Source organism: Streptomyces sp. CA-243310 (genome assembly GCF_050936775.1).
In the GTDB taxonomy this organism is placed as follows: Bacteria; Actinomycetota; Actinomycetes; order Streptomycetales; family Streptomycetaceae; genus Streptomyces.
The window spans coordinates 335,597-359,196 of sequence record NZ_JBNJMF010000001.1 but is presented as its reverse complement, the minus strand read 5'-3'; the positions used below and the strand labels follow the sequence as shown (position 1 = coordinate 359,196).

The 23,600-nt window shown below is 68.8% G+C and carries 25 protein-coding genes; 11 read left to right on the top strand and 14 right to left on the bottom strand.

Annotated features, from left to right (window positions below; translation table 11 throughout):
• Positions 1-42: 42 nt before the first annotated feature.
• The gene (locus ACQEVM_RS01710) at positions 43-1,092 is read right to left on the bottom strand and encodes an aldo/keto reductase (RefSeq protein ID WP_433079757.1); all 1,050 of its coding nucleotides are present in this window, start codon (positions 1,090-1,092) and stop codon (positions 43-45) included.
• Between the two features lie 200 nt (positions 1,093-1,292).
• Positions 1,293-3,080 (bottom strand): phosphomethylpyrimidine synthase ThiC, encoded by a 1,788-nt coding sequence (gene thiC, locus ACQEVM_RS01705; RefSeq protein WP_433073858.1) that lies wholly within the window; start codon positions 3,078-3,080, stop codon positions 1,293-1,295.
• 214 nt (positions 3,081-3,294) lie between these two features.
• Between thiC and ACQEVM_RS01700 the strand changes: the two genes are divergently transcribed.
• Positions 3,295-4,686 (top strand): YibE/F family protein, encoded by a 1,392-nt coding sequence (locus tag ACQEVM_RS01700; protein WP_433073855.1) that lies wholly within the window; start codon positions 3,295-3,297, stop codon positions 4,684-4,686.
• Positions 4,687-4,747: 61 nt separating this feature from the next.
• On the opposite strand, the gene ACQEVM_RS01695 is transcribed toward ACQEVM_RS01700, so the two are convergent.
• The 4 genes from ACQEVM_RS01695 to ACQEVM_RS01680 form a co-directional block, all read right to left on the bottom strand.
• Entirely contained in the window at positions 4,748-5,197 is a 450-nt protein-coding gene (locus tag ACQEVM_RS01695; RefSeq protein WP_351749853.1) for an SsgA family sporulation/cell division regulator, read from the bottom strand.
• Between the two features lie 96 nt (positions 5,198-5,293).
• Positions 5,294-6,031, bottom strand: a complete 738-nt coding sequence (locus tag ACQEVM_RS01690; RefSeq protein WP_433079755.1) for an IclR family transcriptional regulator — start codon at positions 6,029-6,031, stop codon at positions 5,294-5,296.
• 288 nt (positions 6,032-6,319) lie between these two features.
• Complete coding sequence (locus tag ACQEVM_RS01685; RefSeq protein ID WP_433073852.1) at positions 6,320-6,547, bottom strand: DUF5326 family protein; 228 nt, start codon at positions 6,545-6,547, stop codon at positions 6,320-6,322.
• A 133-nt stretch (positions 6,548-6,680) separates the two neighbouring features.
• On the bottom strand, positions 6,681-6,998 hold the full coding sequence (locus ACQEVM_RS01680) for a cupin domain-containing protein (protein ID WP_433073849.1): 318 nt from the start codon (positions 6,996-6,998) through the stop codon (positions 6,681-6,683).
• Positions 6,999-7,085: 87 nt separating this feature from the next.
• Between ACQEVM_RS01680 and ACQEVM_RS01675 the strand changes: the two genes are divergently transcribed.
• The 4 genes from ACQEVM_RS01675 to ACQEVM_RS01660 all read left to right on the top strand — a co-directional run bounded on the left by ACQEVM_RS01675 (position 7,086) and on the right by ACQEVM_RS01660 (position 10,339).
• Positions 7,086-7,466 carry a phage holin family protein gene (locus ACQEVM_RS01675; protein ID WP_433073846.1) on the top strand — a complete coding sequence of 127 codons (381 nt, stop codon included), beginning with the start codon at positions 7,086-7,088 and terminating at the stop codon, positions 7,464-7,466.
• Positions 7,467-7,547: 81 nt separating this feature from the next.
• Positions 7,548-8,705 (top strand): cystathionine gamma-lyase, encoded by a 1,158-nt coding sequence (locus ACQEVM_RS01670; protein ID WP_433073843.1) that lies wholly within the window; start codon positions 7,548-7,550, stop codon positions 8,703-8,705.
• Positions 8,706-8,881: 176 nt separating this feature from the next.
• A complete protein-coding gene (locus ACQEVM_RS01665) occupies positions 8,882-9,787 on the top strand; it encodes a LysR family transcriptional regulator (RefSeq protein WP_433073840.1) in 906 nt (301 codons plus the stop codon).
• Between the two features lie 72 nt (positions 9,788-9,859).
• Positions 9,860-10,339, top strand: a complete 480-nt coding sequence (locus ACQEVM_RS01660) for an NUDIX domain-containing protein (protein WP_433073837.1) — start codon at positions 9,860-9,862, stop codon at positions 10,337-10,339.
• A gap of 33 nt (positions 10,340-10,372) precedes the next feature.
• Here the strand turns inward: ACQEVM_RS01660 and ACQEVM_RS01655 are convergent, their stop codons facing one another.
• Positions 10,373-11,560 (bottom strand): globin domain-containing protein, encoded by a 1,188-nt coding sequence (locus ACQEVM_RS01655; protein ID WP_433073834.1) that lies wholly within the window; start codon positions 11,558-11,560, stop codon positions 10,373-10,375.
• A 141-nt stretch (positions 11,561-11,701) separates the two neighbouring features.
• Positions 11,702-12,352 carry an HAD family hydrolase gene (locus tag ACQEVM_RS01650; RefSeq protein WP_053683990.1) on the bottom strand — a complete coding sequence of 217 codons (651 nt, stop codon included), beginning with the start codon at positions 12,350-12,352 and terminating at the stop codon, positions 11,702-11,704.
• Positions 12,353-12,593: 241 nt separating this feature from the next.
• On the opposite strand from ACQEVM_RS01650, the gene ACQEVM_RS01645 reads away from it, so the two are divergent.
• The 3 genes from ACQEVM_RS01645 to ACQEVM_RS01635 all read left to right on the top strand — a co-directional run bounded on the left by ACQEVM_RS01645 (position 12,594) and on the right by ACQEVM_RS01635 (position 15,213).
• Entirely contained in the window at positions 12,594-13,490 is an 897-nt protein-coding gene (locus tag ACQEVM_RS01645) for a GNAT family N-acetyltransferase (protein ID WP_433073831.1), read from the top strand.
• A 17-nt stretch (positions 13,491-13,507) separates the two neighbouring features.
• Positions 13,508-13,972, top strand: a complete 465-nt coding sequence (locus ACQEVM_RS01640; protein ID WP_433073828.1) for an N-acetyltransferase family protein — start codon at positions 13,508-13,510, stop codon at positions 13,970-13,972.
• A gap of 65 nt (positions 13,973-14,037) precedes the next feature.
• Positions 14,038-15,213: a winged helix DNA-binding domain-containing protein gene (locus ACQEVM_RS01635; protein ID WP_433073825.1), complete on the top strand. Its 1,176-nt coding sequence runs from the start codon at positions 14,038-14,040 to the stop codon at positions 15,211-15,213.
• An 11-nt stretch (positions 15,214-15,224) separates the two neighbouring features.
• Here ACQEVM_RS01635 and ACQEVM_RS01630 read toward each other — a convergent pair whose 3' ends face one another.
• Positions 15,225-16,607 carry a serine hydrolase domain-containing protein gene (locus ACQEVM_RS01630; protein WP_433073822.1) on the bottom strand — a complete coding sequence of 461 codons (1,383 nt, stop codon included), beginning with the start codon at positions 16,605-16,607 and terminating at the stop codon, positions 15,225-15,227.
• A gap of 248 nt (positions 16,608-16,855) precedes the next feature.
• On the opposite strand from ACQEVM_RS01630, the gene ACQEVM_RS01625 reads away from it, so the two are divergent.
• The gene (locus ACQEVM_RS01625) at positions 16,856-17,641 is read left to right on the top strand and encodes a DUF6193 family natural product biosynthesis protein (protein WP_433073819.1); all 786 of its coding nucleotides are present in this window, start codon (positions 16,856-16,858) and stop codon (positions 17,639-17,641) included.
• A 91-nt stretch (positions 17,642-17,732) separates the two neighbouring features.
• On the opposite strand, the gene dnaB is transcribed toward ACQEVM_RS01625, so the two are convergent.
• Positions 17,733-19,214: a replicative DNA helicase gene (gene dnaB / locus ACQEVM_RS01620; protein WP_053683979.1), complete on the bottom strand. Its 1,482-nt coding sequence runs from the start codon at positions 19,212-19,214 to the stop codon at positions 17,733-17,735.
• A gap of 435 nt (positions 19,215-19,649) precedes the next feature.
• Here dnaB and ACQEVM_RS01615 point away from each other — a divergent pair, with 435 nt between their 5' ends.
• Positions 19,650-20,987, top strand: a complete 1,338-nt coding sequence (locus tag ACQEVM_RS01615) for an MATE family efflux transporter (RefSeq protein ID WP_433073815.1) — start codon at positions 19,650-19,652, stop codon at positions 20,985-20,987.
• A 225-nt stretch (positions 20,988-21,212) separates the two neighbouring features.
• Here ACQEVM_RS01615 and rplI read toward each other — a convergent pair whose 3' ends face one another.
• The 4 genes from rplI to rpsF form a co-directional block, all read right to left on the bottom strand.
• Positions 21,213-21,659: a 50S ribosomal protein L9 gene (gene rplI / locus ACQEVM_RS01610; RefSeq protein WP_053683975.1), complete on the bottom strand. Its 447-nt coding sequence runs from the start codon at positions 21,657-21,659 to the stop codon at positions 21,213-21,215.
• Between the two features lie 18 nt (positions 21,660-21,677).
• On the bottom strand, positions 21,678-21,914 hold the full coding sequence (rpsR, locus tag ACQEVM_RS01605) for a 30S ribosomal protein S18 (protein WP_003956534.1): 237 nt from the start codon (positions 21,912-21,914) through the stop codon (positions 21,678-21,680).
• Positions 21,915-21,957: 43 nt separating this feature from the next.
• Entirely contained in the window at positions 21,958-22,557 is a 600-nt protein-coding gene (locus tag ACQEVM_RS01600; RefSeq protein WP_433073812.1) for a single-stranded DNA-binding protein, read from the bottom strand.
• Positions 22,558-22,629: 72 nt separating this feature from the next.
• On the bottom strand, positions 22,630-22,920 hold the full coding sequence (rpsF, locus tag ACQEVM_RS01595; protein WP_004950685.1) for a 30S ribosomal protein S6: 291 nt from the start codon (positions 22,918-22,920) through the stop codon (positions 22,630-22,632).
• Between the two features lie 252 nt (positions 22,921-23,172).
• Here rpsF and ACQEVM_RS01590 point away from each other — a divergent pair, with 252 nt between their 5' ends.
• Positions 23,173-23,481 carry a hypothetical protein gene (locus tag ACQEVM_RS01590; protein ID WP_433073809.1) on the top strand — a complete coding sequence of 103 codons (309 nt, stop codon included), beginning with the start codon at positions 23,173-23,175 and terminating at the stop codon, positions 23,479-23,481.
• Positions 23,482-23,600: the final 119 nt, after the last annotated feature.

The window sequence follows — 23,600 nt, the reverse complement described above, 5'->3', positions numbered from 1 at the left end:
GTCCGGGTCTGTTTCACGTGAAACATCGCACGACTTCGGGGTCTACCCTGCCGAGCGGTCCCCGAGCGTCCGCCGCCGCTGCGCGACCTCCGTCAGCGCCGGCGGGCGCCAGACACCGTCGGGCTGGTAGAGGTTGTGGCCCGGCGGCACGATCTCGTCGATCCGGTCGAGCGCCGCGTCATCAAGGACCAGACCCGCTCCGCCTACGAGCGACTCCATCTGCTCCATGGTGCGCGGGCCGATGATCACGGAGGTGACGGCCGGGTGCGCCACCGGGAAGGCCACCGCGAGTTCCGGCAGTGAACAGCCGATCTCGTCGGCCAGTTCGACGAGCCGTTCCACGGCTTCCAGCTTCGCGACGTTGCCGGGAATCACCGGATCGAACCGGGCGGGCGTCAGCGCCGCCCGCCCCGATGTCAGGTCGACCGGCCCACCGAGCCGGTACCTGCCGCTCAGGAAACCGGACGCGAGCGGGCTCCAGGTCAGGACGCCCATACCGTGGCGCCGGGCCACGGGGAGCACATCGGCCTCGATGCCGCGCGCGAGGATCGAGTACGGAGGCTGTTCCGTGCGGAAACGGGGCAGCGCTCGGCGCTCCGAGACGTGGTACGCCTCGACGAGTTCCTCGGCCGGGAAGGTGGAGCACCCGAAGGCCCTGATCTTGCCGGCCCGCACCAGGTCACCGAGTACGGCCAGGGTCTCCTCGACGTCGGTGCCGTGGTCGGGCCGGTGCACCTGGTAGAGGTCGATCCAATCGGTGTCGAGCCTCCGAAGACTGTCCTCGACGGCCCGGACGATCCACCGCCGCGAGTTCCCGCTGCGGTTGCGTCCCTCGCCCATCTGAAAGTGCACCTTCGTGGCGAGCACCACGTCGTCGCGACGCCCCTTGAGGGCCTTGCCCACGATCAGCTCCGACTCGCCCGCGGAGTACATGTCCGCGGTGTCGACGAAGTTGATCCCCCGGTCGAGCGCGGCGTGGATGATCCGTACGCACTCCTCGTGATCCGGGTTCCCCACGGCCCCGAACATCATCGTGCCGAGGCAGTGGGCACTCACCTCGATGCCGGTCCCGCCCAGATTCCTGTATCGCATGGTCATGGCGGTGGACTCTAGGAGTTGAAGCACACTCGAACGCAAGGGAATTCGAGGCGCGAATGTCACCACCGACGGACGAACACGTCACCACCGACGAACGAACGTCGCCGCCGACGGCGAACCTCACCGCCGACAGGCGAAGGCGCCGCCGCTGTCCGATCCCCCCGGTCCGGACAACGGCGGCACCGCGCCCTGCGTCAGTCCGCCAGCGGCAGGTAGACGCGGTTGCCCGAGGCGGCGAACTCGGCGGACTTCTCCGCCATGCCCGCCTGGATCTCGTCCGCCTTCAGGTCACCACCGTGTTCTCGGCGGATGTCCTGGGAGATCTTCATCGAGCAGAACTTGGGCCCGCACATGGAGCAGAAGTGCGCGGTCTTGGCCGGCTCCGCCGGGAGGGTCTCGTCGTGGAAGGCGCGGGCCGTGTCCGGGTCGAGGGCCAGGTTGAACTGGTCCTCCCAGCGGAACTCGAACCGGGCATCCGACAAGGCGTCGTCCCACTCCTGGGCGCCCGGGTGCCCCTTGGCCAGGTCGGCCGCGTGCGCGGAGATCTTGTACGTGATGACACCGGTCTTCACGTCGTCCCGGTTGGGCAGGCCCAGGTGCTCCTTGGGCGTCACGTAGCAGAGCATCGCGGTACCCCACCAGGCGATCATGGCCGCGCCGATGCCGGAGGTGATGTGGTCGTACGCGGGAGCGACGTCGGTGGTCAGCGGGCCGAGCGTGTAGAACGGCGCCTCCTCGCAGATCTCCTGCTGAAGGTCGATGTTCTCCTTGATCTTGTGCATCGGGACGTGGCCCGGGCCCTCGATCATCGTCTGGACGTTGTGGCGCTTGGCGATGGTGTTCAGCTCGCCCAGCGTCCTCAGCTCCGCGAACTGCGCCGCGTCGTTCGCGTCGGCGATGGATCCGGGGCGCAGACCGTCACCCAGCGAGTACGTGACGTCGTACGTCGCCAGGATCTCGCAGAGCTCCTCGAAGTTCGTGTAGAGGAAGTTCTCCTTGTGGTGCGCGAGGCACCACGCGGCCATGATCGAGCCGCCCCGCGAGACGATGCCGGTCTTGCGACGGGCGGTCAGCGGCACGTACGGCAGCAGCACGCCGGCATGCACCGTCATGTAGTCGACGCCCTGTTCGGCCTGCTCGATGACCGTGTCCTTGTAGATCTCCCACGTCAGCTCCTCGGCCCGGCCGTCGACCTTCTCCAGCGCCTGGTACAGCGGCACGGTGCCGATCGGGACGGGGGAGTTGCGCAGCACCCACTCGCGCGTGGTGTGGATGTTGCGGCCGGTGGAGAGGTCCATGACCGTGTCGGCGCCCCACTTGGTCGCCCAGGTCATCTTGTCCACCTCCTCCTCGATGGAGGAGGTGACGGCCGAGTTGCCGATGTTGGCGTTGACCTTCACCAGGAAGCGCTTGCCGATGATCATCGGCTCGATCTCCGGGTGGTTCACATTCGCCGGAAGCACGGCGCGACCTGCCGCGATCTCCTCGCGGACGACCTCGGGGGAGACGTTCTCGCGGATCGCGACGTACTCCATCTCCGGGGTGATCTCGCCCCGTCGGGCGTACGCGAGTTGCGTGACGGCGGCGCCGTCGCGGCCCCGGCGGGGCTGACGGGGCCGGCCCGGGAAGACCGCGTCGAGGTTCTTGAGACCGCCGCGGGGCGACGTGTGCTTGATGCCGTCGTCCTCGGGGCGCACAGGACGACCCGAGTACTCCTCGGTGTCGCCGCGACCGATGATCCAGTTCTCGCGGAGCGGAGCGAGACCCCGGCGTACGTCCGTCTCGATCCGGGGGTCGGTGTACGGACCGGACGTGTCGTAGAGCGTCACGTCCTTGCCGTTGGTGAGGTGCACCTGGCGGACCGGCACCCGGATGTCGGGGCGGGAGCCCGCCAGGTATCCCTTGTGCCAGCCGGGCTGGCGCTCGGTCTGGCCCTCGGCGTCCTGGCTGACGGCAGGCGTGCGTGCATCCTGAATGGTCATGAGACCTGATCTCCCTACGCCGGCATTACCCGGTAACAGGTTCGGCGGTCGACGCAGCCTCTTCCCGTACGTGTCGTGACGACGTGCGTACGGTGATCAGCGCCCTCTCAGCCCGGTGCTCCGAGCTCCCGCGTTGTGCAAAGGTGCCCCCACGCTAGCGTCATCTGTGGCGTGCTGAACAGTGGGCCCCCTCATCTCTTGCGATGATCGGCCGGTGACGACCTCGCCGCAGCCCCCCACCGAGCCCACAGAGCACACCGGTCACGCCGGCCACGAACACGCCCCGCTCGACCATGTGCCAAGCCCCTCCCACGGCCATTCCCACAGCCACAGCCACGGCCCGGCTGCTCCCGTTTCCAAGCACCTGCGCAAGGTCATCGCGGCCGTACTGATCCCCTTCGCCACCGCGGTCTTCATCGGCATGGTGGTCCTCTGGCCGGGGGGCGCCCCCGCCCACGAGCGCACCGGAGTCGGGTTCGACCGCCAGACCCAGCAAGGGAAGGTCGTCACCCTGGCCCAAGTCGACTGCAAGTCGGTGAACGCCTCTCAGGTGCCCCCCACGGGCGACACCTCGACCCCCGAGGGCCGTGAGGCCCAAGCCGCGCAGACCGGCGAGTGCAAGAAGGCCACCATCGAGGTCACCAGCGGCTCCGACAAGGGCCGGACCTTCTTCGAGATCGTCCAACCCGGCGCCCCCCGCCAGTTGGCGAACGGCCAGGAGGTGGTGGTCGCCTACGCCCCCGACGCGCCCCGGGACCTCCAGTACTCCGTGATCGACGTCAATCGGAAGTTCCCCATGGCGCTGCTCGCCGGGATCTTCGCCGTCGCGGTCGTCATCGTCGGGCGAATGCGCGGGCTTTTCGCCCTGATCGCGCTCGCCGTCAGCTTCTCCGTCCTGACCCTCTTCATCCTCCCGGCGATCCTCCAGGGGTCCAACCCGCTGCTCGTCGCGGTCATCGGGGCCAGCGCGATCATGCTGATCGCCCTCTACATGTGCCACGGGCTGACCGCGCGCACCTCGGTCGCCGTGCTCGGCACGCTCGTCTCGCTGCTGCTGATCGGCCTGTTGGGATCCTGGTTCATCGGCTGGGCGTTCCTGAGCGGGAACACCGACGACAACACCGGCCTGATCCACGGTCTCTACCCGGAGATCGACATGAGCGGCCTGTTGCTCGCAGGCGTGATCATCGGTTCCCTGGGCGTGCTGGACGACGTGACGGTCACCCAGACCTCAGCCGTCTGGGAACTTCACCAGGCCGACCCGAAGATGGGCCCGCGCGCCCTGTACCGGGCCGGCATCCGGATCGGCCGCGACCACATCGCGTCCGTGGTGAACACGCTGGTGCTGGCGTACGCGGGCGCCGCGCTGCCCCTGCTCCTGCTGTTCTCGATCGCGAACAGCAGCGTGGGCTCGGTCGCCAACAGCGAACTGGTCGCTGAGGAGATCGTGCGGACCCTCGTGGGATCGATCGGGCTCGTGGCCTCGGTACCGGTCACCACGGCACTGGCCGCGTTGGTGGTCTCCGCCGACCGCCCGGGCGCTCCGGACACCACGCCGGCCGCGGGGCCGGTACGCGGTGGCCGGGGCCGGCGGCGCAAGCGCTGAACTTCGATGGGACCGGACGGGGACATCGGCGGACGGTGAGCGCGACGAACGGGGCAGTGGCTCAGCCCGCGTTCCGCTCGTTCTGCTGGGATTCGTCCAGGATCTTGCCGAGTGCCTCGTCGAGGTTCTCCTCGAAGTCACTCAGAGTGCGCTCCTGACCGAGCGGAACAAGCCTGTCGGTCCGGTCGAGGAACGCGACGAGCGGCGCCGCACCGGCACGGAACAGCGCCCTGTCTCCCCCGACCTGCAGACGGATGTGCACATCCGAGAGCTCTTCCGGCTCGGTGGGGGCGATGTGCACATCACCTTCCCCACAGGACTTGTTGATGCCGTCGAGGAGCAGTTCTCGGCCGAACGCCCAGGTCACAGGCGCGTCTCCGGGGAGGTGGAAGGTCAGGCGCACCGCGTAGGGGTCGTGAGCGTCGTAGCGGAGTTCCACCGGGATCCGGAACGAAAGCTCCTCGGAGACGAGGAAGTTCATCATGACCTCTGCCTGTACGGACTCGCGCATTGCCTACCCCGCTGTCGTGGAAGTGGCCAGGAATGGTCCCTCTAGGCCTCTTGACAAGAGTGGTGGAAGTGCTTGCAGATCACAAGGAGTGAGTTTTCAGATACTGATAGAGAAGGACAGGGTGCTCAACAGCGCGCCTACTTCACTCCGTAGTCGATTGACTACATAGAGCAACTCGCCTTCTCTGTGCAGGGGGAGAGAAATGGCCATGGTCGCGGCCGTGTCTCCCGCCGTGATCGGGATGGCCGCGCACACCGTGCCCAGGGAGTACTCCTGCCGCTCGACGACGGGCTGCATCCTCCCCTGGGATTCGATGCGCTGCTCCAGGGAGTGCATGTCCCGCACCGTGTACGGGGTGATGGCCTCGACCGGGTGCCGCTCGTAGTAGTCCTTGCGCGTCTTGTCGTCGAGCTGGCCCAACAGACACTGGCCGATGGCGTGAGCGTGGCCGGTCTCCCGGAAGTCCGCCCACTCCTCGCACGCCGGGCTGGACTGGGTGTCCGAGACACCCACGACCTCGATCTCACCCTCGCGGAAAACCGCGAAGTAGACGGGCGCCCCCACGGCGTCGCGGAAGTGGGCGAGCGAATCGAGGATCATGCTGCGACGTTTCTGCTGAAGTCCCCCAACGGCCAGCCGTCCTGCGGCGTCACCGAGCACGAAGACTCCGCCCTCGCGGCGCAAATAGCCCTCGTGGCTCAGGGTGCGCAGCAGGTGATACGCGGTGGGAAGCGGGAGCCCAGCCTCGCGCGCCAGTTGTTTCGCCGGCGCTCCCTCGCTGTGGGAGGCCACGGCTTCGAGCAGTCTCAGCGCCCGCTGCACCGAACCGATCAGAGTCGGCACAGCGGAATTGTGAACCGAAGACAAAGCTCACCCCCAGGCATGGCGCGGGCCTTGAGGGGCCCACTCTGCGGGGGCCACCCCCGCACATGCCGTGATCCTGGGGGTCACACGTGTCGGCTATGCGTCATAGCCGCGGGTCAGAGCGGCAGTACCGGCTTTTTCGGTGCCCCGGGAACGGCACAGATTGCCACTCTATCCGCCGATTCCTGGGGTATGGACGGTTTCACGCGTCACGTTCCCTCTGCTGGCTCAATCCCGGTGACGGTCGGGAGGGTTGTCCTACCAGTCGCGGGAGGAGGACTTCGAGCCCCCGCCGGAGAACTTCTTGACCACGAAGATCAGGCCGCCGACCAGGGCGACGAAGAGCAGCAGCTTGAAGACGAGCGCGATCAGCGTGCCGAGCACGGTGGTGATCACACCGCCGAAGACGACCAGAGCCAGCAGTGGAACGGCGATCCACTTGACCCACCACGGCATGCCCTCGAACATCGCTCGGATCCCGTCCATGTCCCCTACCTCTTCCTCGTCCGTGACTTCCTGCTCTCGATGCTAGGAGGCCACGGCTTCGAGCGGGGCCCCGCGAGCCCCCGGAACCCCCTGATCCGACCCCTAGGGGGATCAGGGGCCCGACCCTCGGCCTTCAGCCCTCCGGCGGGGAGAACACCACCAACACCTTGAGCGGCTCGGTGATGTGGTGGAACTTGTGCGGCACTCCGGCCGGCACGTAGACGATGCTGCCGTTGGCCACCGTCTCCGTCTCCTCCCCGACCGTGATCGCGGCCCGGCCGCTCACCACGTAGTACACCTCGTCCTGCCGGTGCGGCTGCTGCGGGTCGCTCTGCCCCGCGTCGAGTGCGTACAACCCGACCGACATGTTCCGCTCCCGCAGGAACTGGAGGTAGGCACCTTCGTTGGCGGCCCGCTCCGATTCGAGTTCGTCCAGCCGGAAGACCTTCATCGTTCTTCTACCCCTTGCTCCGTGGTGCCGCGGGATCCGCTGATCTGCCGATGTCCCGCCAGGATCTTCTCTGCAACGATCGGGCACATGACGAATTTCGTAATCAAGACGCTCGCGAACGCGGCGGCTCTGGCCGTCGCCATCTGGTTGCTGGCCGGCATCACGCTCGACGACGGCAGCAGCACCGGCCGGCGCGCCCTCACCCTCATCCTGGTCGCCCTGGTCTTCGGCCTGGTCAACTTCATCGTCAAGCCCGTGGTGAAGCTGCTCTCACTTCCCTTGTTCGTCCTCACCCTCGGCCTCTTCACCCTCGTCGTGAACGCCTTGATGTTGCTGCTCACCTCCTGGCTTGCCAAGCAGTTCGACCTCAGCTTCCACGTCGACGGATTCTGGACCGCCCTCGTGGGTGGTCTGATCATCTCCATCGTCTCCTGGGCCGTGAACCTGGCCCTTCCCGACAAGAACTGAGTCGGACGGCCTGGAATCGGTCGAGGCCGCGAGGCCCGGCATGCTGAACGCCGTACGCACGGCGGCAAAGGAGCCCACCCCGTGAACGACCCGCACACCCCCGGGACCGACGGATACGGCGACGGCACCCGGGCCGTCCGCGCCGGCCTGCCCGAACCGGTCAAGAACGAGCCGACCCTGCCCGGGCCGGTCTTCGCCGCGCACTTCCACCTGCCCGGCGACGTCGAAGGCCCCTACACCTACGGCCGCGACACCAACCCCACCTGGACCCTGTTGGAGAAGGCCATCGGGGAACTGGAGGCGCCCGGCCGAAGCGGTGTCGAGACGATCGTCTTCGCGTCCGGCATGGCCGCGATCTCCGCCGTCCTGCTCTCCCAGGCCCGTACCGGCGACACCGTCGTCCTTCCCGACGACGGCTACCAGGCCCTGCCGCTGCTCCGCGAGCAGTTGGAGGCGTACGGAATCCACGTCCGCACCGCCCCGACCGCGAACGAGGCCCAGCTGGCCGAGCTCGACGAGGCCCGGCTCCTGTGGATCGAGACCCCCTCCAACCCGGGGCTCGACGTGTGCGACGTACCGCGCCTCGTGGCCGCCGCGCACGCCGGCGGAACCCTGGTCGCCGTCGACAACACCCTCGCCACGCCGCTGGGGCAGCGCCCCCTGGAACTCGGCGCGGACTTCTCCGTCGCCAGCGGCACCAAGGGACTCACCGGCCACGGCGATCTCCTCCTGGGCTACGTGGTGTGCCTCGACCCCGATCTCGCGGCGGCCGTCCGACGCTGGCGCAAGGTCGTCGGTGCCATCCCCGGCCCCATGGAGGCCTGGCTCGCCCACAGGTCCCTCGCCACCATCCAGCTGCGCGCCCAGCGTCAGTGGGCCAACGCCCTGGCCGTCGCCGAGGCCCTCGTCGACCGCGGCGACGTCAGCGGACTGCGCTACCCGGGCCTCTCCTCGGACCCGTCGCACAAGACGGCGGCCCGTCACATGCAGGGCTTCGGGTCGGTGGTCTCCTTCACCCTGGCGGACCGCGAACGGGCGGAACGGTTCATGTCCGCCCTGCGACTGGTCGAGGACGCCACGAGTTTCGGGGGAGTACGGTCCACCGCCGAGCGGCGTGGACGGTGGGGCGGCGACGCCGTGCCGGAGGGGTTCATCCGCTTCTCCGCCGGGGCCGAGGACACCGAGGACCTGGTCGCCGATGTGCTGCGAGCCCTCGACTCCGCCGGTCAGGGCCACTGAGGGGCAAGGCAAGAGCGGTCCGAGCCTCCCCCCTGGTGGCTCGGACCGCCTCGGGTTCCATGTGCGAAGAACCACGTCGACAAGGCTAGTTGACTCTCTGTCAGAGTCCAATCACGGTAACGACAGGGGCCTATCGGCATATTTATAGTTGAAGGCCCCCACCGAGAGGGGCCCTCATGGACCTGGCCCTGCTGCGTACCTTCGTCGCCGTGCACCGAGCGGGCTCGTTCACTCGGGCCGCCACGCTCCTCGGGCTGTCCCAGCCGGCCGTCACCTCACAGATACGCACCCTCGAACGCCAACTGGGGCGCCCCCTGTTCCACCGTCGCGCCCGAGGGGTCACCCCCACCGCCGTCGGAGACGAACTCGCGCACAAAGCCGCCCCGCACCTGGACGCGCTGCTCCGGATCGCCGAGACCGAACGGGAGGCCACCGGAGCCTTACGCACACTGCACGTCGCCGGGCCTCCCGAATTCCTGAGCCTGCGCGTGCTCCCCGCCCTCGCACCGCTGGTCGGTCAGGGCCAGACCCTGCGCACCGCCCTGAGCGCCGACACCGAGGAGAATCTCGACGGCCTGGCCTCCGGGCAACACGACCTCATCGTCACGACCGCCCGGCCGCGCGGCTCCCTGTTCACCGCCACCGCCCTCTGCGACGAGGAACAGGTCCTGGTCGCGGCTCCCTATTGGGCCGCACTCGTCGATCCGGAACCGCTGCGCGAGAAAGGGGCCGGCGCGAGCGCCGCCCTTGACGGAATCCCCGTGGTCGAGGTGCACGAGAGCCTGCCCCTCGTCACCCGCTACTGGGCGGCCGTGTTCGACAGCCTGCCCGACACCGCCGCCACCGTGATCGCCCCCGACCTGAGAGCGGTGCTGGAGTGCGTCCGTGCCGGCGCGGGACTCGCCGTCCTGCCCCGCTACCTGTGCCAAGACGCCCTCGACAGCCGGCGGGTCGTCTCACTGCTGGAGCCCGCCGTGCCACCCCTGCGCACCTGGTTCCTCGTGGTACGCACCGGAAGCCTGGGTCTCGCCCATCTCGCACGGGCCCACGACCGGCTCCTGCACGCAGCCGCGGACTGGTGAATCGCCCTGTCCGGAACCGTCCGTTTCACGGGCCCGCGTTTCAGAAGCGGAAGTCTGGGCCACTCTTCTCCCATGACCGAACGCCCCGTGGTCAAACGCACCGCCCGCGCGATCCTGCTCGACGGTGACGACCTGATCCTCATCAAGCGCACCAGGCCCGGCGTCGACCCGTACTGGATCACCCCAGGCGGTGGAGTGGAGTCCTCGGACGCCACCGTCGTCGACGCCCTCCATCGCGAGGTCCACGAAGAACTCGGTGCGAAGATCACCGATGTGGTCCCCTGCTTCGTCGACACCGTCGAGCACATCGCCGACCGTGGCGTCACCGGCGTGAAGGTGCAGCACTTCTTCGTCTGCCACCTCGAATCCATGGACCCGGACCAACGCCACGGCCCCGAGATCGACGAGCCCGAAGGCGAATACGAGATCGTCCGCGTGCCGTTCAGCCGGGTCGGCATCGCCGCCGTCCATCTCGTCCCGCTGTCCCTGCGCCACTACCTCGACGGCAACATCGAAGGCGTGCGCGCCATGCACGCCGCCGACCTGGGCTGACCCCCTGGACGAGCCGGCAGGCGTCCCGCGGTCTCAACCCCCGACGCCCGCCAGCTCCTCCACCGCGTCGTAGCGGATCCGCTCCCCGGGAATCCCGATCCGCTTGAGCGCGTGCACACCACTGCGGATCATCGCCGGCGGACCCGAGATGAACGCGTCGTACGAACTCCACGGCCCGTGCTCTCCGACCGCCTGGGGCAGCTGTCCGTCCAGCCCACCGCCGATGACGGGACGCACCGACAACCAGGGGTGCGAGCGCTGCAGTCCGAGCAGGGTGTCCTTGTCGTACAGGTCGTGGTCGCTGCGCGCACCGAAGAAGACCTCCATCGGGCGTCGCTCCCCGTGCTCGGCCACGTCCTCGATCAGTGCCTTGATCGGGGCGATTCCGGTGCCGCCGCCCAAGCACAGCATCCCGTTGTCGGTCGTGTGGTCCACCACCATCGAACCGTCCGGAGGGCCCAGGCGCAGCACGTCGCCCGGCCGGGCGTGCCGTACCAGGGCGTTGGATACCCAACCCGCCGGAACGGCCTTGACGTGGAAGGACAGCAAGCCGTCCGCGCGCGGGGCGGAGGCGAAGGAGTAGTGCCGCCACACCCGTGGCCACCACGGGGTCTCCAGGCTCGTGTACTGCCCCGCAACGAACGGATACGGCTGGTCGGGCCTGACGGTCAACACCGCGATGTCCGAGGTGCGCAGATCGTGGGAGACCACCTCCGCGTGCCACCAGGCCGGCGCCTTGATCTGGTCCTCGGACGCCGCGTCGATCATGATCTGGGAGATCGCCGTGTACGCCCGCACCCACGCCGCCTCGGTCTCCGGCCCCCACGTCAGCTCGGCGTACCGGGCCAGCGCGCCCAACAGTGCCTCGCCGACCGCGGGATAGTGGGCCGCCATGGTGCCGTACTTGCGGTGTCCGGTGCCCAGGCGGCGCAGATACGGGCCGAGCACATCCGGGTCGTCGATGTGCTCGGCGGCGGTCAGCAGGGCTTTCAGCAGGCGGTCGCGCTGGGTGTCCATCGCCACGGGGAACATGCCCCGCACCTCGGGATGTCCGGTGAACACCAAGGCGTAGAAGTACGAAGTGACTCGGTCGGCGACGGGCGCGATCTCCGCCAGGGTCCGGCGGATGAGCACGGCATCGGGGGACGGCTCGACCTCACCTTCCCCGGACGGTATCCGGCCCGTCCGCGGTCTTGCCGATCTGGTGGACGGAGCGTCCATGCGGTGCCTCGCTTCGAGAATCTCGGTAGGTCTGCACACGCCACGGCCTCGAATCCGTGGTTCCGGGCTTCACAGCGTGCCGGCCACCCAAGAGCACTGCGCGGGAATGGGCAAATTCCGAGTTTCGAACCCCCTTTCCCCTTAAGATGCCTGAACCCCCGGGCGTGCCGGCCCCAGAAGCTGGTAAGCCTCGCGGAGGTCCCGGCCCTCATAGACGTACGTGGCGCGTTCCGCCAGATACGGCCTGGCATTGACCGCCACGGACCTCGGCACCGCTTCGAAAAGCACCGCATCGGTCAAGGAATCCCCGTACGCCACGCAGTCGCTCCGGGTCACCCCGAACCGTGCGCACAGTCGGTCCGCGACATCGACTTTCAGCTCGGGCGTCAGGATCCCCGCCACATCGAGGGGCCGGGTGAACGGAACCTCCGGGTAGAGCGAGCCGTGCGCGGCGTCCGCGCCCCACTCCAGCAGCAGTTCCACGAAGAAGGACGGCGACAGGGAGATCACCGCGCAGTGGTCCCCGCGCTCCCGGATCTCCTGCCAGACCTCTCGGATCCCCGACAACCACGGGGAACCGTCAAAGGCGGCCCTGACGTGCTCGGACGTCAATCCTGACCACAGCGCGTGGGCCGCCACGGAGAACTCGTGCGGTCCGATCTCACGCGCTGCGAATGCTCGCTCAAGCTCGGCGATCTCCTCGCTCACCCCGAGCTGCCGGGAGATCTCCACCGGCGCCGCCGAGCCGTACATCAGGGTGCCGTCGAGATCGAAAAGGTGGAGGAGTTTCATAGCCGTCGAGGCTAGCCGGTGTGTTTCACGTGAAACACCCTGTTTCACGTGAAACGAACTCCGCCGTCGCCGTAATCGCGCCACGTTTCACGTGAAACATCGAGCCGTTTCACGTGAAACATCCGCCTCCTCTCGGCCCGGCACCCCTCACTCGCGCTCGCTCCCGCGCTCCGCGTCCCCACCCGATCCGATTCCCGGAATCCTCTGGACTCCCCACCGGCTCATGATCCAGTCTGGTCCGGTGACACCACCACAGCTCACCGACCTGCCGATCCGCGCGCTGGCCAGGGACGAACTCCGTCGCTGCGCCGACCTCTCCGAGGACCGCGGCTGGCCCCGCGAGGAGCACAAGTGGGGACTGCTCCTTGCCGCCGGGGACGGCTACGGCATCGACGCCCCCGACGGACGCGGCCTCGCCGCGGCCTGCGTGGTCACCCGATACGGCGGCAGCCCGGCCGCACCGGAACTCGCCGCCATCGGAATGGTCCTCGTCGCCGACCGGTACGCACGTCAAGGCGTCGGCCGCCGCCTCATGACTCACGTCTGCGACCACGTCCTCAAAGGCGTCGCGATCACCCTCCATGCCACCCCCTACGGCCGACCGCTCTACGAGGAACTCGGTTTCGACACCACGAGCCGCGCCGAGATGCTGACGGGCCCCTTCCGGGCGGAACCACCGACGACCAGGGGTCCCGGCGCCGGAACGACCTCGATCAGGCCCGCCGGCGCCGAGGACATCGGACGGATCATCGGGCTGGACACCGAAGTGTTCGGCACCGATCGAACGCACATGATCACGCGGCTGCCCGCCTTCGCGGATCGACTGCTCGTCGCCGAGGACGGCTCCGGGGAACTCATCGGCTACGCGGCCCTCTGGCCCAACATGGAGACCCATGTCATCGGCCCGTTGATCGCCCGCGACACCCTCGTGGCCCAGTCCCTCGTGACGGCCCTGGCGGCCACCACCGACCGCCCTCTGCGCACCGATGTCGACGTACGCCACGAAGAGCTCCTCGCCTGGCTGAAGGACCGCGGACTCGACTCGATCGCCTTCAACGCCGTCATGACCCGCGACATCCCCGATCTCCCCGGTGATTGGGCCCGCCGCTGGGCACCGCTCACCGTCGCCGCGGGCTGAGGAAGGAACCACCACACATGACCGACACCACCGCCGAACTCGCCATCCGACCGGCCACCGAGGCCGATCTGCCCGCCATCGTCGCCATGCTGGCCGATGACCCGCTGGGAGCGACCCGCGAGTCCCCGGACGATCTCGCCCCGTACCTCACGGCCCTCAAGCACATCGACAACGACCCCAACCAGCGATTGGTGGTCGCCGTACGCGAGGACCGGGTCGTGGGCACGCTCCAGCTCACCATCGTCCCGGGGCTCTCCCGCAAGGGAGCCTCCCGCTCCATCATCGAAGGCGTACGCGTCCACGCCGACGAACGGGGCAGCGGCCTGGGAACCCGCTTCATCGAGTGGGCGATCGAGCAGTCCCGTCTACAGAACTGCCAGTTGGTCCAGCTGACCTCGGACGTGTCGCGGGTCGACGCCCACCGCTTCTACGAGCGACTCGGGTTCACCGCGTCCCACCTCGGGTTCAAGCTTCAACTCTGACGGCCCGAACCGCACCGCACCGAAAGGCCGGGCCGTCCGCGACGGTCCGGCCTACGATCGGGAGGATGAGCCCCAGCCTCCCCCTCGTGACCACCATCGAGCGTCGCCACAGGCTCGGCCGTCGGCACCGGCTGGCTCCCTCGGCCCGCGCCGCCCGCGTACACGAGGCGGCGGACGCCGTCGTGGCCCTGCACGCCACCGACGCCGCAACCGTGTTCCTGTCGGCCCGCGCCCGCCTCACCGGGGCGGGTTCCGCAGCCGTCGAGCAGGCGCTGTACGAGGATGTGAGCCTCGTACGACTGCTGAGCATGCGCAACACGCTCTTCGCCGTCTCCGCCGAACTGGCCCCCTACGTGGATGCCTCCACGGCCCGGGGGATCGCCGCCAAGGAGCGCCGTACCTTCCTCAAGCACCTCGACGAGGACGGCCAGGGCCTCGACACGGACTGGCTCGCCCGCGTCGAGCTGGCCGCACTCGACGCCCTCGATCGCCTCGGCCCCTCCACCGGCAGCCAACTCTCCGCCGCCGTGCCCGCTCTGCGGCAGAAGATCACCGTGGGCCGGGGCAAGAAGTACGAGACCGAGACCGGTGTCGCCACCCGCGTCATCCGGCTCCTGGCCGCGGACGGCCTGATCCGCCGCGACCGTCCGCGCGGCTCCTGGACCTCCAGCCAGTACCGCTGGGTCCACACCGACCCCTGGCCGGCCGTACCGGCAGCCGAGGCGCGTGCCGAGATCGCCCGCCGCTGGTTGTACGCGTACGGGCCGGCCACCGAATCCGACCTCAAGTGGTGGACCGGCTGGACCCTCACCGACGTGCGCAAGGCCCTGGCCGTCGTCGGACCCGACCACGTCCGCCTCGAAGACGGCACCGGCGCCCTCGTCAGCCCCGGTGACATCGGACCCGAACCGGCCCCCGAGGCCTGGGCCGCTCTGTTGCCCGGGCTCGACCCGAGCGCCATGGGCTGGGCCGACCGCGGCTTCCACCTCGATCCCGCCCACCGGGGCGCGCTGTTCGACTACGCGGGCAACGTGGGCCCCACCGTCTGGTGGAACGGCGAGATCATCGGCGGTTGGGCCCAGCGACCCGACGGCGAGATCGTCTGGCGGCTGCTCGGCGATCCCGGCCGAGGGGCCGAGGAAGCGGTCATCACCGAGGCGGCCCGTCTCTCGGAGTGGATCGGCGCCGCGCGCATCACCCCCCGCTTCCGCACCCCACTGGAACGCGAGCTGGTGGCGTAGGAGCCGTTGCCTCAGCCGATGCCCCGCCAACCCCGCGGGTCCACGCCGCCGGGCACCGGGGCCTGGGCGTCGTACGGTTCCCGCGTGAACACGAAGGAGCCCAGGTCGAGATGGCTCACGCGGCCGTCCGTGCTGCGTACCGCCCGGAGCGTCTCCCCCGCGTAGTAGCCGTTGAGGCCCGTCCAGCTCCCGTCCGACTCGGCGCGGAAGCGAGCGGTACGACCCGTCGCTCCGACCGGTGCCAACTCCAGGATCCCGTCGGCGGTCAGCCGAACCACCTGGGCCGAGGTGCCCCAGTACCAGGGTCCGCAGAGGTCCAACGCCACCGGATCGGCCTCGCGGAAGGGCCGCCACGGCTCCGGGAACCGGGGTTCCGCCTCTGCCACGATCGTCACCAGGTCCACGGCCACCGTCGTCGCCGGCAGGCCCGACGTGCAGTTGGCCAGCACCACCGCCGCCACGTCGTCCGCCTCGCTCAGCCACAGACCCGCGACGAAGCCGGGCAGCGACCCCCCGTGCCCCACCAGCCTGCGACCGGAGCAGTCCATCAGCTGGAGTCCGAAGCCGTAACCGGGCTCGGCGACGCCCTCCGTCGGGGCGGCCGATGTGCGCATCTCCCGCAGAGATTCGGTACTCAGCACCCGCTCGTCGCCCCGCACGAGGAACGCGGCGAACCTGGCCAAGTCCCTCGTCGTGGACCAGAGCTGGCCCGCCGAAGCCATCAGGCCCAGGTCCTCGGACGGTTCGGGCATCATCACGTCCGCCCACGGATGCACCGCCCACCCGCCCGCGTGCGGAGCCTCCGGTCCCGCAGTCGTACGGTCCAGCCCGAGCGGCTCCAACACCTCGGCCCGGAGCGCCTGTTCCCAGGACGTCCCCCGCACGGCCTCCACGAGTGACCCCAGCAGCGTGTAGCCCGGGTTCGAGTAGTGGAACCGCGTCCCGGGCTCGTGCAGCAGGGGCCGCTCTCCCAGGACGGCGGAGAGATCGGGGCGGAGGGTGGCCGGCGTGCGCTCCCACCACTCGCCCGGCGTCTCGGCGGCCAAACCCGCCGTGTGCGCCAACAGTTGCCGCACCGTCACCTCGCCGGCACCCGTCCCCGGCAGGTACTTCTCCACCGGATCCCCGAGACTCAGCAGGCCCTCGTCCCGCAACCGCATCACCAGCACGGCGGTGAACGTCTTGGTGATCGAACCGATCCGGTACTGCACGTCCCCGTCGGGGCCGTGGCCCTCGACACTCGTACGAGACCCCTCCCAGACCACCTCACCACCCCGGGCGACGGCCGCCACGACCGACGGGGCCCGCCCGTCGCGCTGGGCGACGGCGATCCGGTGCCTCAGCGCGCGTCGGGTGGCGGGAAGCAGTTCCAGGTCTTCGGCAGAGGTGTCCATGATCCCCAGACTCTCAGGTCACACGCCCTGCGCGCTCATCGTTTCGCGCGCTCCTGAACGGAGCCGGCGGCCGTATCCCCGTTCGCGCGTGTCCTCCGCGGCGTTGACCACCGCGTGCCGACCCGGCGCCTCATCACGTCCCGGCACGCGAGCGCGTCGGTGCCCCGGTTCATACCCATCTGGAATTTCCCTCTCTGGATATTCCGAAGTGACGGCGAACCTCTCCGCATCGGCGGGAGACTCGGGCGGTGACTTCGAACTCTGCCGACCCGAGCCGCCACGAGCCGTCGCCCACGAAGCCCGATCCGTATCCGGACCTGATGTCCGCCGGCGGCCTCGCCGCGGCACTGGAGACGGTGGCCGCCGAGCTCGCGCTCGCATGGGATCCGGTCCTGGTGAACGAATCGGATCCGTTGCGATCCGCCGGCATCACGAGCGAGGTCGCCGGCCGGGAGACCTGCTGGATCACGCTCGGATCCGCGGAACGACAGTTCATCCTCAGCGGGTGGTGCAGGGGAGTACGGCTGATCTCGGGCTCCACCCCGGACCTCGGCGAGATGGCCTTGGCCCTGGAGGGGTGGCGAAGCGGCGCGACGCTCCAGGAGATCCACAAGTCGGCCCCGTTCGTCACGGTCACCGAACTGGCACAGGCACACGAACGTGGCCCCGCCGAGGCCGTCGCCGTCGGGTGGCGCCTGCTCCTGGAAGGTCTGCGGCGAAAGGAAGACCTGTTCTACTACGCGCGTTCGACCCTGAGGATCGCCGAGGCCGCGTACGCCGAGCCGAGGCTGCGCCGGCTCTACCCGTTCACCAGTCACCGGTCCCTGCACTTCACGACGTGCGTCGGGATCCCGTACTCACGGGACGTGCCGCACGTGGATCCGCTGAGCAACGGCCGGTACAGGGTCCATGCCCCGTCCCGCCGGACCGTCATCGGCGATGCCGACACCCCACAGGGTGCCGTGGCCCTGGTGGTCTCCGGTCTGCCGGCCGGCTGCGGACCCGCGGTCGCCGGCCCGGCCGGGGATCGATGACGACCGGTGACACCGGCGGCACGCTGTCCGGTGGGACGCCGAGGGAGGGGGCGGGGGCTCGTCGAGGACGAGCCCGCCACACCCCCCGGGATTATGTGTTGGCCATGTCCACGAAGCGCGAGTAGTGGCCCTGGAAGGCCACGGTGATGGTGGCGGTGGGACCGTTACGGTGCTTCGCCACGATCAGGTCCGCCTCGCCGGCGCGAGGGGACTCCTTCTCGTACGCGTCCTCGCGGTGGAGCAGGATCACCATGTCCGCGTCCTGCTCGATCGAGCCCGACTCACGCAGGTCGGAGACCATCGGCTTCTTGTCCGTTCGCTGCTCGGGACCACGGTTCAGCTGGGAGAGCGCGATCACCGGCACCTCGAGCTCCTTGGCCAGCAGCTTGAGGTTTCGGGACATGTCGGAGACCTCCTGCTGACGGCTCTCGGGACGGCGCGAGCCACCCGATTGCATGAGCTGGAGGTAGTCGATGACGACGAGCGAGAGATCGGCGCGCTGCTTGAGCCGGCGACACTTCGCCCGGATCTCCATCATCGACAGGTTGGGAGAGTCGTCGATGTACAGCGGGGCGGCGGACACGTCCGGCATCCGGCGGGCCAGCCGCGTCCAGTCGTCGTCGGTCATCGTGCCCGAGCGCATGTGGTGCAGCGCCACGCGCGCCTCGGCCGAGAGCAGGCGCATCGCGATCTCGTTGCGGCCCATTTCGAGGGAGAAGATGACGCTCGGCAGGTTGCTCTTGATGGAACAGGCGCGGGCGAAGTCGAGCGCGAGGGTCGACTTGCCCATGGCGGGTCGGGCCGCGATGACGATCATCTGGCCGGGGTGCAGGCCGTTGGTCAGCGAATCCAGGTCGGTGAAGCCGGTCGGGACTCCCGACATCTGGCCGCTGCGCGAACCGATCGCCTCGATCTCGTCGAGGGCGCCTTCCATGATGTCGCCGAGCGGCAGGTAGTCCTCCGACGTGCGCTGCTCGGTAACGGCGTAGATCTCCGCCTGGGCGCTGTTGACGATCTCGTCCACATCGCCGTCGGCCGCGTATCCCATCTGCGTGATCTTGGTGCCGGCCGCGACGAGGCGCCGCAGAACGGCTCTCTCGTGGACGATCTCGGCGTAGTACTCGGCGTTGGCCGCCGTCGGGACGGACTGGACCAGAGTGTGCAGGTACGAGGCCCCGCCGACCTTGCTGATCTCGCCGCGCCGGGTCAGCTCCGCGCCGACCGTGATCGGGTCGGCCGGTTCGCCCTTCGCGTACAGGTCGAGGATGGCCTGGTAGATCGTCTCGTGGGACGGTCGGTAGAAGTCGTGGCCCTTGATGACCTCGACCACGTCGGCGATGGCGTCCTTCGAGAGCAGCATGCCTCCGAGCACCGATTGCTCGGCGTCGAGGTCCTGCGGCGGGACGCGCTCGAAGCCGCCGCCCCCGCCGTCCCAGGAGCCTCCCTCACGGCCCTGGTCCTGCTGGTCGTCCCCGCGGCCGCGACCCTCTCCCTTACGGCGTGAGCGGGCGGGCAGACGGTCACCTGGACCGCTGTCGGCCCAGGGGTCGTCCATGGGCTCGGACATGCTCACCGGGCCGCCTCCTCCCGTCCGCTGCGCGGACCTCGCCGTGTCACTCTTTCTACGACACGGCTCTGACATTCGGGGTGCCCGAATCGGCTGTCGGCGCGTCGGGGCAACGCACCACGGTAGGGCCGCGAGCGACGTCAGCCAATCTTGTTATCCACAGGGTGTGTGGATGAGATGTGGACGACGGCGCCAATGCTGTGGGTAACTGCCTCCAAGCTGTGTACGGACCGGGGGACGACGCTGTGGACAAAATCACCCGACCACCCCCCACACCCCGCCTGAGCTGCAATTTCTTGCCGATCTAGGCGTGGGGAAGAAATTTCTTCGCCACTGTCTCAAGATCGCCCCCAATGGGGTGGGAAGAACACCCAAGTCAGCGCTTCGGTAAGGATCCAAAGAGCCTTGCGTCCATTACCTGTGGAAGATTAGATTGAGCACATGACACAGGCCCCCACAGCGCCGAAGACTGCGCCGAGACGACACGACCGCGAGATCCTCGCCTTGGCAGTCCCCGCGTTCGGAGCCCTCGTCGCCGAACCCCTCTTCCTGATGGCCGACAGCGCCATCGTGGGACACCTGGGCACGCCGCAGCTGGCCGGTCTGGGCGTCGCCGCCGCACTGCTCACCACCGCGGTGAGCATCTTCGTCTTCCTCGCCTACGCCACCACTGCGGCGGTCGCCCGCCGGGTGGGAGCGGGCGATCTCCCGGCAGCGATCCGCCAGGGCATGGACGGCATCTGGCTCGCGCTGCTGCTGGGCGCCGCCGTCGTCGCCGTCGTCATGCCCGCGGCCCCCTGGCTGGTCTCCCTCCTCGGAGCCTCCGACAACGTGGCCCCGTACGCGATCACCTACCTCCGGATCTCGGCCCTCGGCATCCCCGCGATGCTCATGGTGCTCGCTGCCACGGGTGTCATCCGAGGCCTCCAGGACACCCGGACCCCGCTCTACGTCGCCATCGGCGGGTTCACCCTCAACGGCGTCCTGAACGTCGCCCTCGTCTACGGGGCCGGTTTCGGCATTGCCGGCTCCGCCTGGGGCACGGTCATCGCCCAGTGCGCCATGGCCGCCGCCTACCTGATCGTGGTCGTACGCGGAGCCCGCCGGCACGGTGCCTCCCTGCGCCCCGACCCGGCGGGAATCAGGGCCTGTGCCCAGGCCGGCGTACCCCTGCTGGTCCGCACCCTGTCACTGCGCGCGGTCCTGATGATCGCCACCGCCGTGGCCGCGCGACTCGGCGACGCCGACGTCGCCGCCCACCAGATCCTGCTCTCCCTCTGGAGCCTGCTCGCCTTCGCCCTGGACGCCATCGCCATCGCGGGTCAGGCGATCATCGGCCGCTACCTGGGAGCCGGGGACACCGAGGGAGCCAAGGCGGTCTGCCGCAGGATGGTCCAGTGGGGGATCGCAGCGGGCATCCTCCTGGGGCTGCTGGTCGCCGTGGCCCGCCCGGTCTTCATCCCCTTGTTCACCGGCGACCCTGCGGTCGAGTCCGCCCTCCTGCCTGCGCTGCTGGTCGTGGCGCTCTCCCAGCCGGTGTCCGGCATCGTCTTCGTCCTGGACGGAGTCCTGATGGGCGCCGGAGACAGCCGCTACCTGGCCTGGGCCATGCTGCTGACCCTCGCCGTGTTCGCGCCGGCAGCTCTCCTCGTCCCGGCCCTCGGAGGAGGCCTGACGGCCCTCTGGTGGGCCATGGCCCTGATGATGCTGGTCCGCATGGTGACGCTCCAACTCCGCGCCCGCTCGGGCCGCTGGCTGGTCGCCGGAGCCACCCGCTGAGCCGCCCGGCCGCCGAAGCTCCCGATGGCCGGTGTTTCACGTGAAACACCGGCGGGCAGCGCTCCTCCTGTTTCACGTGAAACAACGAAGCCGTGAAGCCGTGAAACGCCTCGTTTCACGTGAAACATCGCGCCGCTCGACGCCCGCCACACCCGGCCGCCGCGGATGTCCGGAAACGACGAAGGGCCGCACCCCCAAGGGGGTGCGGCCCTTCGTGCGCAGCACTTAGGCGGCGACGACCTCGACGCCCACGTTCGCGAGGACCTCGGTGTGCAGACGCACGGAGACCTGGTACGAACCGAGGGTCTTGATCGGCGAGCCCAGCTCGACGCGGCGCTTGTCGACCTTCGGGCCGCCAGAAGCCTCGATCGCCGTGGCGATGTCGGACTGCGTGACGGAACCGAAGAGACGGCCGGCGTCACCCGAGCGGGTGGCCAGACGGACCTTCACGCCCTCGAGCTTGGCCTTGATCTCGTTGGCCTGCTCGATGGTCGCGATCTCGTGGATCTTGCGGGCGCGGCGAATCTGCGCCACGTCCTGCTCGCCACCCTTGGTCCAGCGGATCGCAAAGCGACGCGGGATCAGGTAGTTGCGAGCGTAGCCGTCCTTGACGTCAACGACGTCACCTGCGGCACCGAGGCCATTGACCTCGTGGGTCAGGATGATCTTCATTGTTCGGTCACCCTTTCCTTATCGCGCGGTGGACGTGTAGGGCAGCAGCGCCATCTCACGGCTGTTCTTGACGGCCGTGGCGACGTCACGCTGGTGCTGCGTGCAGTTGCCGGTCACGCGGCGGGCACGGATCTTGCCGCGGTCGGAAATGAACTTCCGCAGCATGTTCGTGTCCTTGTAGTCCACGTACACGGTCTTGTCCTTGCAGAACGCGCAGACCTTCTTCTTAGGCTTGCGCACAGGCGGCTTCGCCATTGTGTCTCTCCTGTGTGATCAAGAAGTGGGGTTGCGAGCTGCCCTAGAAGGGCGGCTCGTCCGAGTAGCCACCGCCGGAGCCGCCGGAGCTTCCGCCCCAACCGCCCCCGCCGCCGCCCTGCTGCGCCTGGCCACCGGCCGGCGCGCTGGACGCCCACGGGTCGTCGGAGGGAGCTCCGCCGCCCTGCGGCGCGCCGCCACTGGGGGCTCCGCCCCAGTTGCCACCGCCGCCACCCTGCTGCTGACCACCGCCGCCGTATCCACCCTGGCCACCGCGACCGGTGGTCTTGTTGACCTTGGCCGTGGCGCTCTTCAGGCTGGGGCCGACTTCCTCGACGTCCAGCTCGTAGACCGTGCGCTTGACACCCTCACGGTCCTCGTACGACCGCTGCTTCAGCCGGCCCTGCACGATGACGCGCATGCCCCGCTGAAGGGACTCGGCGACGTTTTCCGCCGCCTGACGCCAGACCGAGCAGGTCAGGAACAGGCCTTCGCCGTCCTTCCACTCATTGGTCTGCTTGTCGAAGATGCGGGGAGTGGACGCGACACGGAACTTCGCGACCGCCGCACCCGAGGGGGTGAAGCGCAGCTCGGGGTCGTCGACGAGATTGCCGACGACCGTGATGACGGTCTCGCCTGCCATGGATGAACCTCTCGGCGGGGATTGCTGCTGGGCTGCTGTGCTACTCGGTCCCGATTACCGCTGAACCGAAGTTCAGTGGGTCTCGGGGCGAAGGACCTTGGTCCGGAGAACCGACTCGTTCAGGTTCATCTGTCGGTCAAGCTCCTTGACGACCGCAGGCTCGGCCTGAAGGTCGATGACCGAGTAGATGCCCTCGGGCTTCTTCTTGATCTCGTAAGCGAGACGACGACGGCCCCAGGTGTCGACCTTCTCGACCTTTCCGTTGCCCTCACGGACGACGGAGAGGAAGTTCTCGATCAACGGGGAGACAGCGCGCTCCTCGAGATCGGGGTCGAGGATGACCATCACTTCGTAGTGACGCATGTGGAACCCACCTCCTTTGGACTCAGCGGCCACGGTCGTTCCGTGGCAGGAGGGTCGTGATGCGTACGCACGGCATCCACAGAGCAGACACCGCGCAGACCGTACAGACTACCTGCTCGACTCCTTCCGGTTGAAATCCGGCGGGAGAGGGCCACACTCTGTATGCATCGGGTGTGCTCGGTGCTATGCCTCCGGCTCCGTCGGAGGAGGCCCCGCAGCACCGCTCTGCTTCAGCCAGGAGGTGCCTTTCCGATGGCACAGGCAACGCGGTCGGCCATCTCGCTCTTCGCGACCGATGGCAAGCCCCATCCGCTGCAGGACACCCTGCTGGCGGCCACCCTGATCCTCGGCGCCGTGGCGTTCGTCACGGGCTTCTTCGACAATCTGCACCTGCTCAGCTCGTGGACAGGGCTGATCGGGATCCTCACCGGCGCCTACGGACAGTTCATCTCGGTGACGACACGCGAGCGCTTCGCGCTGATCATCGGGCTTGGCGCATCGGCCATCGGCTTCTACCTCGGCATGGCGCACGGCGGTCTCTTCGGCGGCTGGCTGAGCTGATCGGGGTACCTCCCGCGACAAGGGCACCGGCCGCCGGCGGCCGGTGCCCGGCCCGTCCCCCAGAAGGGTGGTGCCCCCGTCGCAGTAGGCTTCGCGCCATAGCCAGCGAAGCCGCCGGA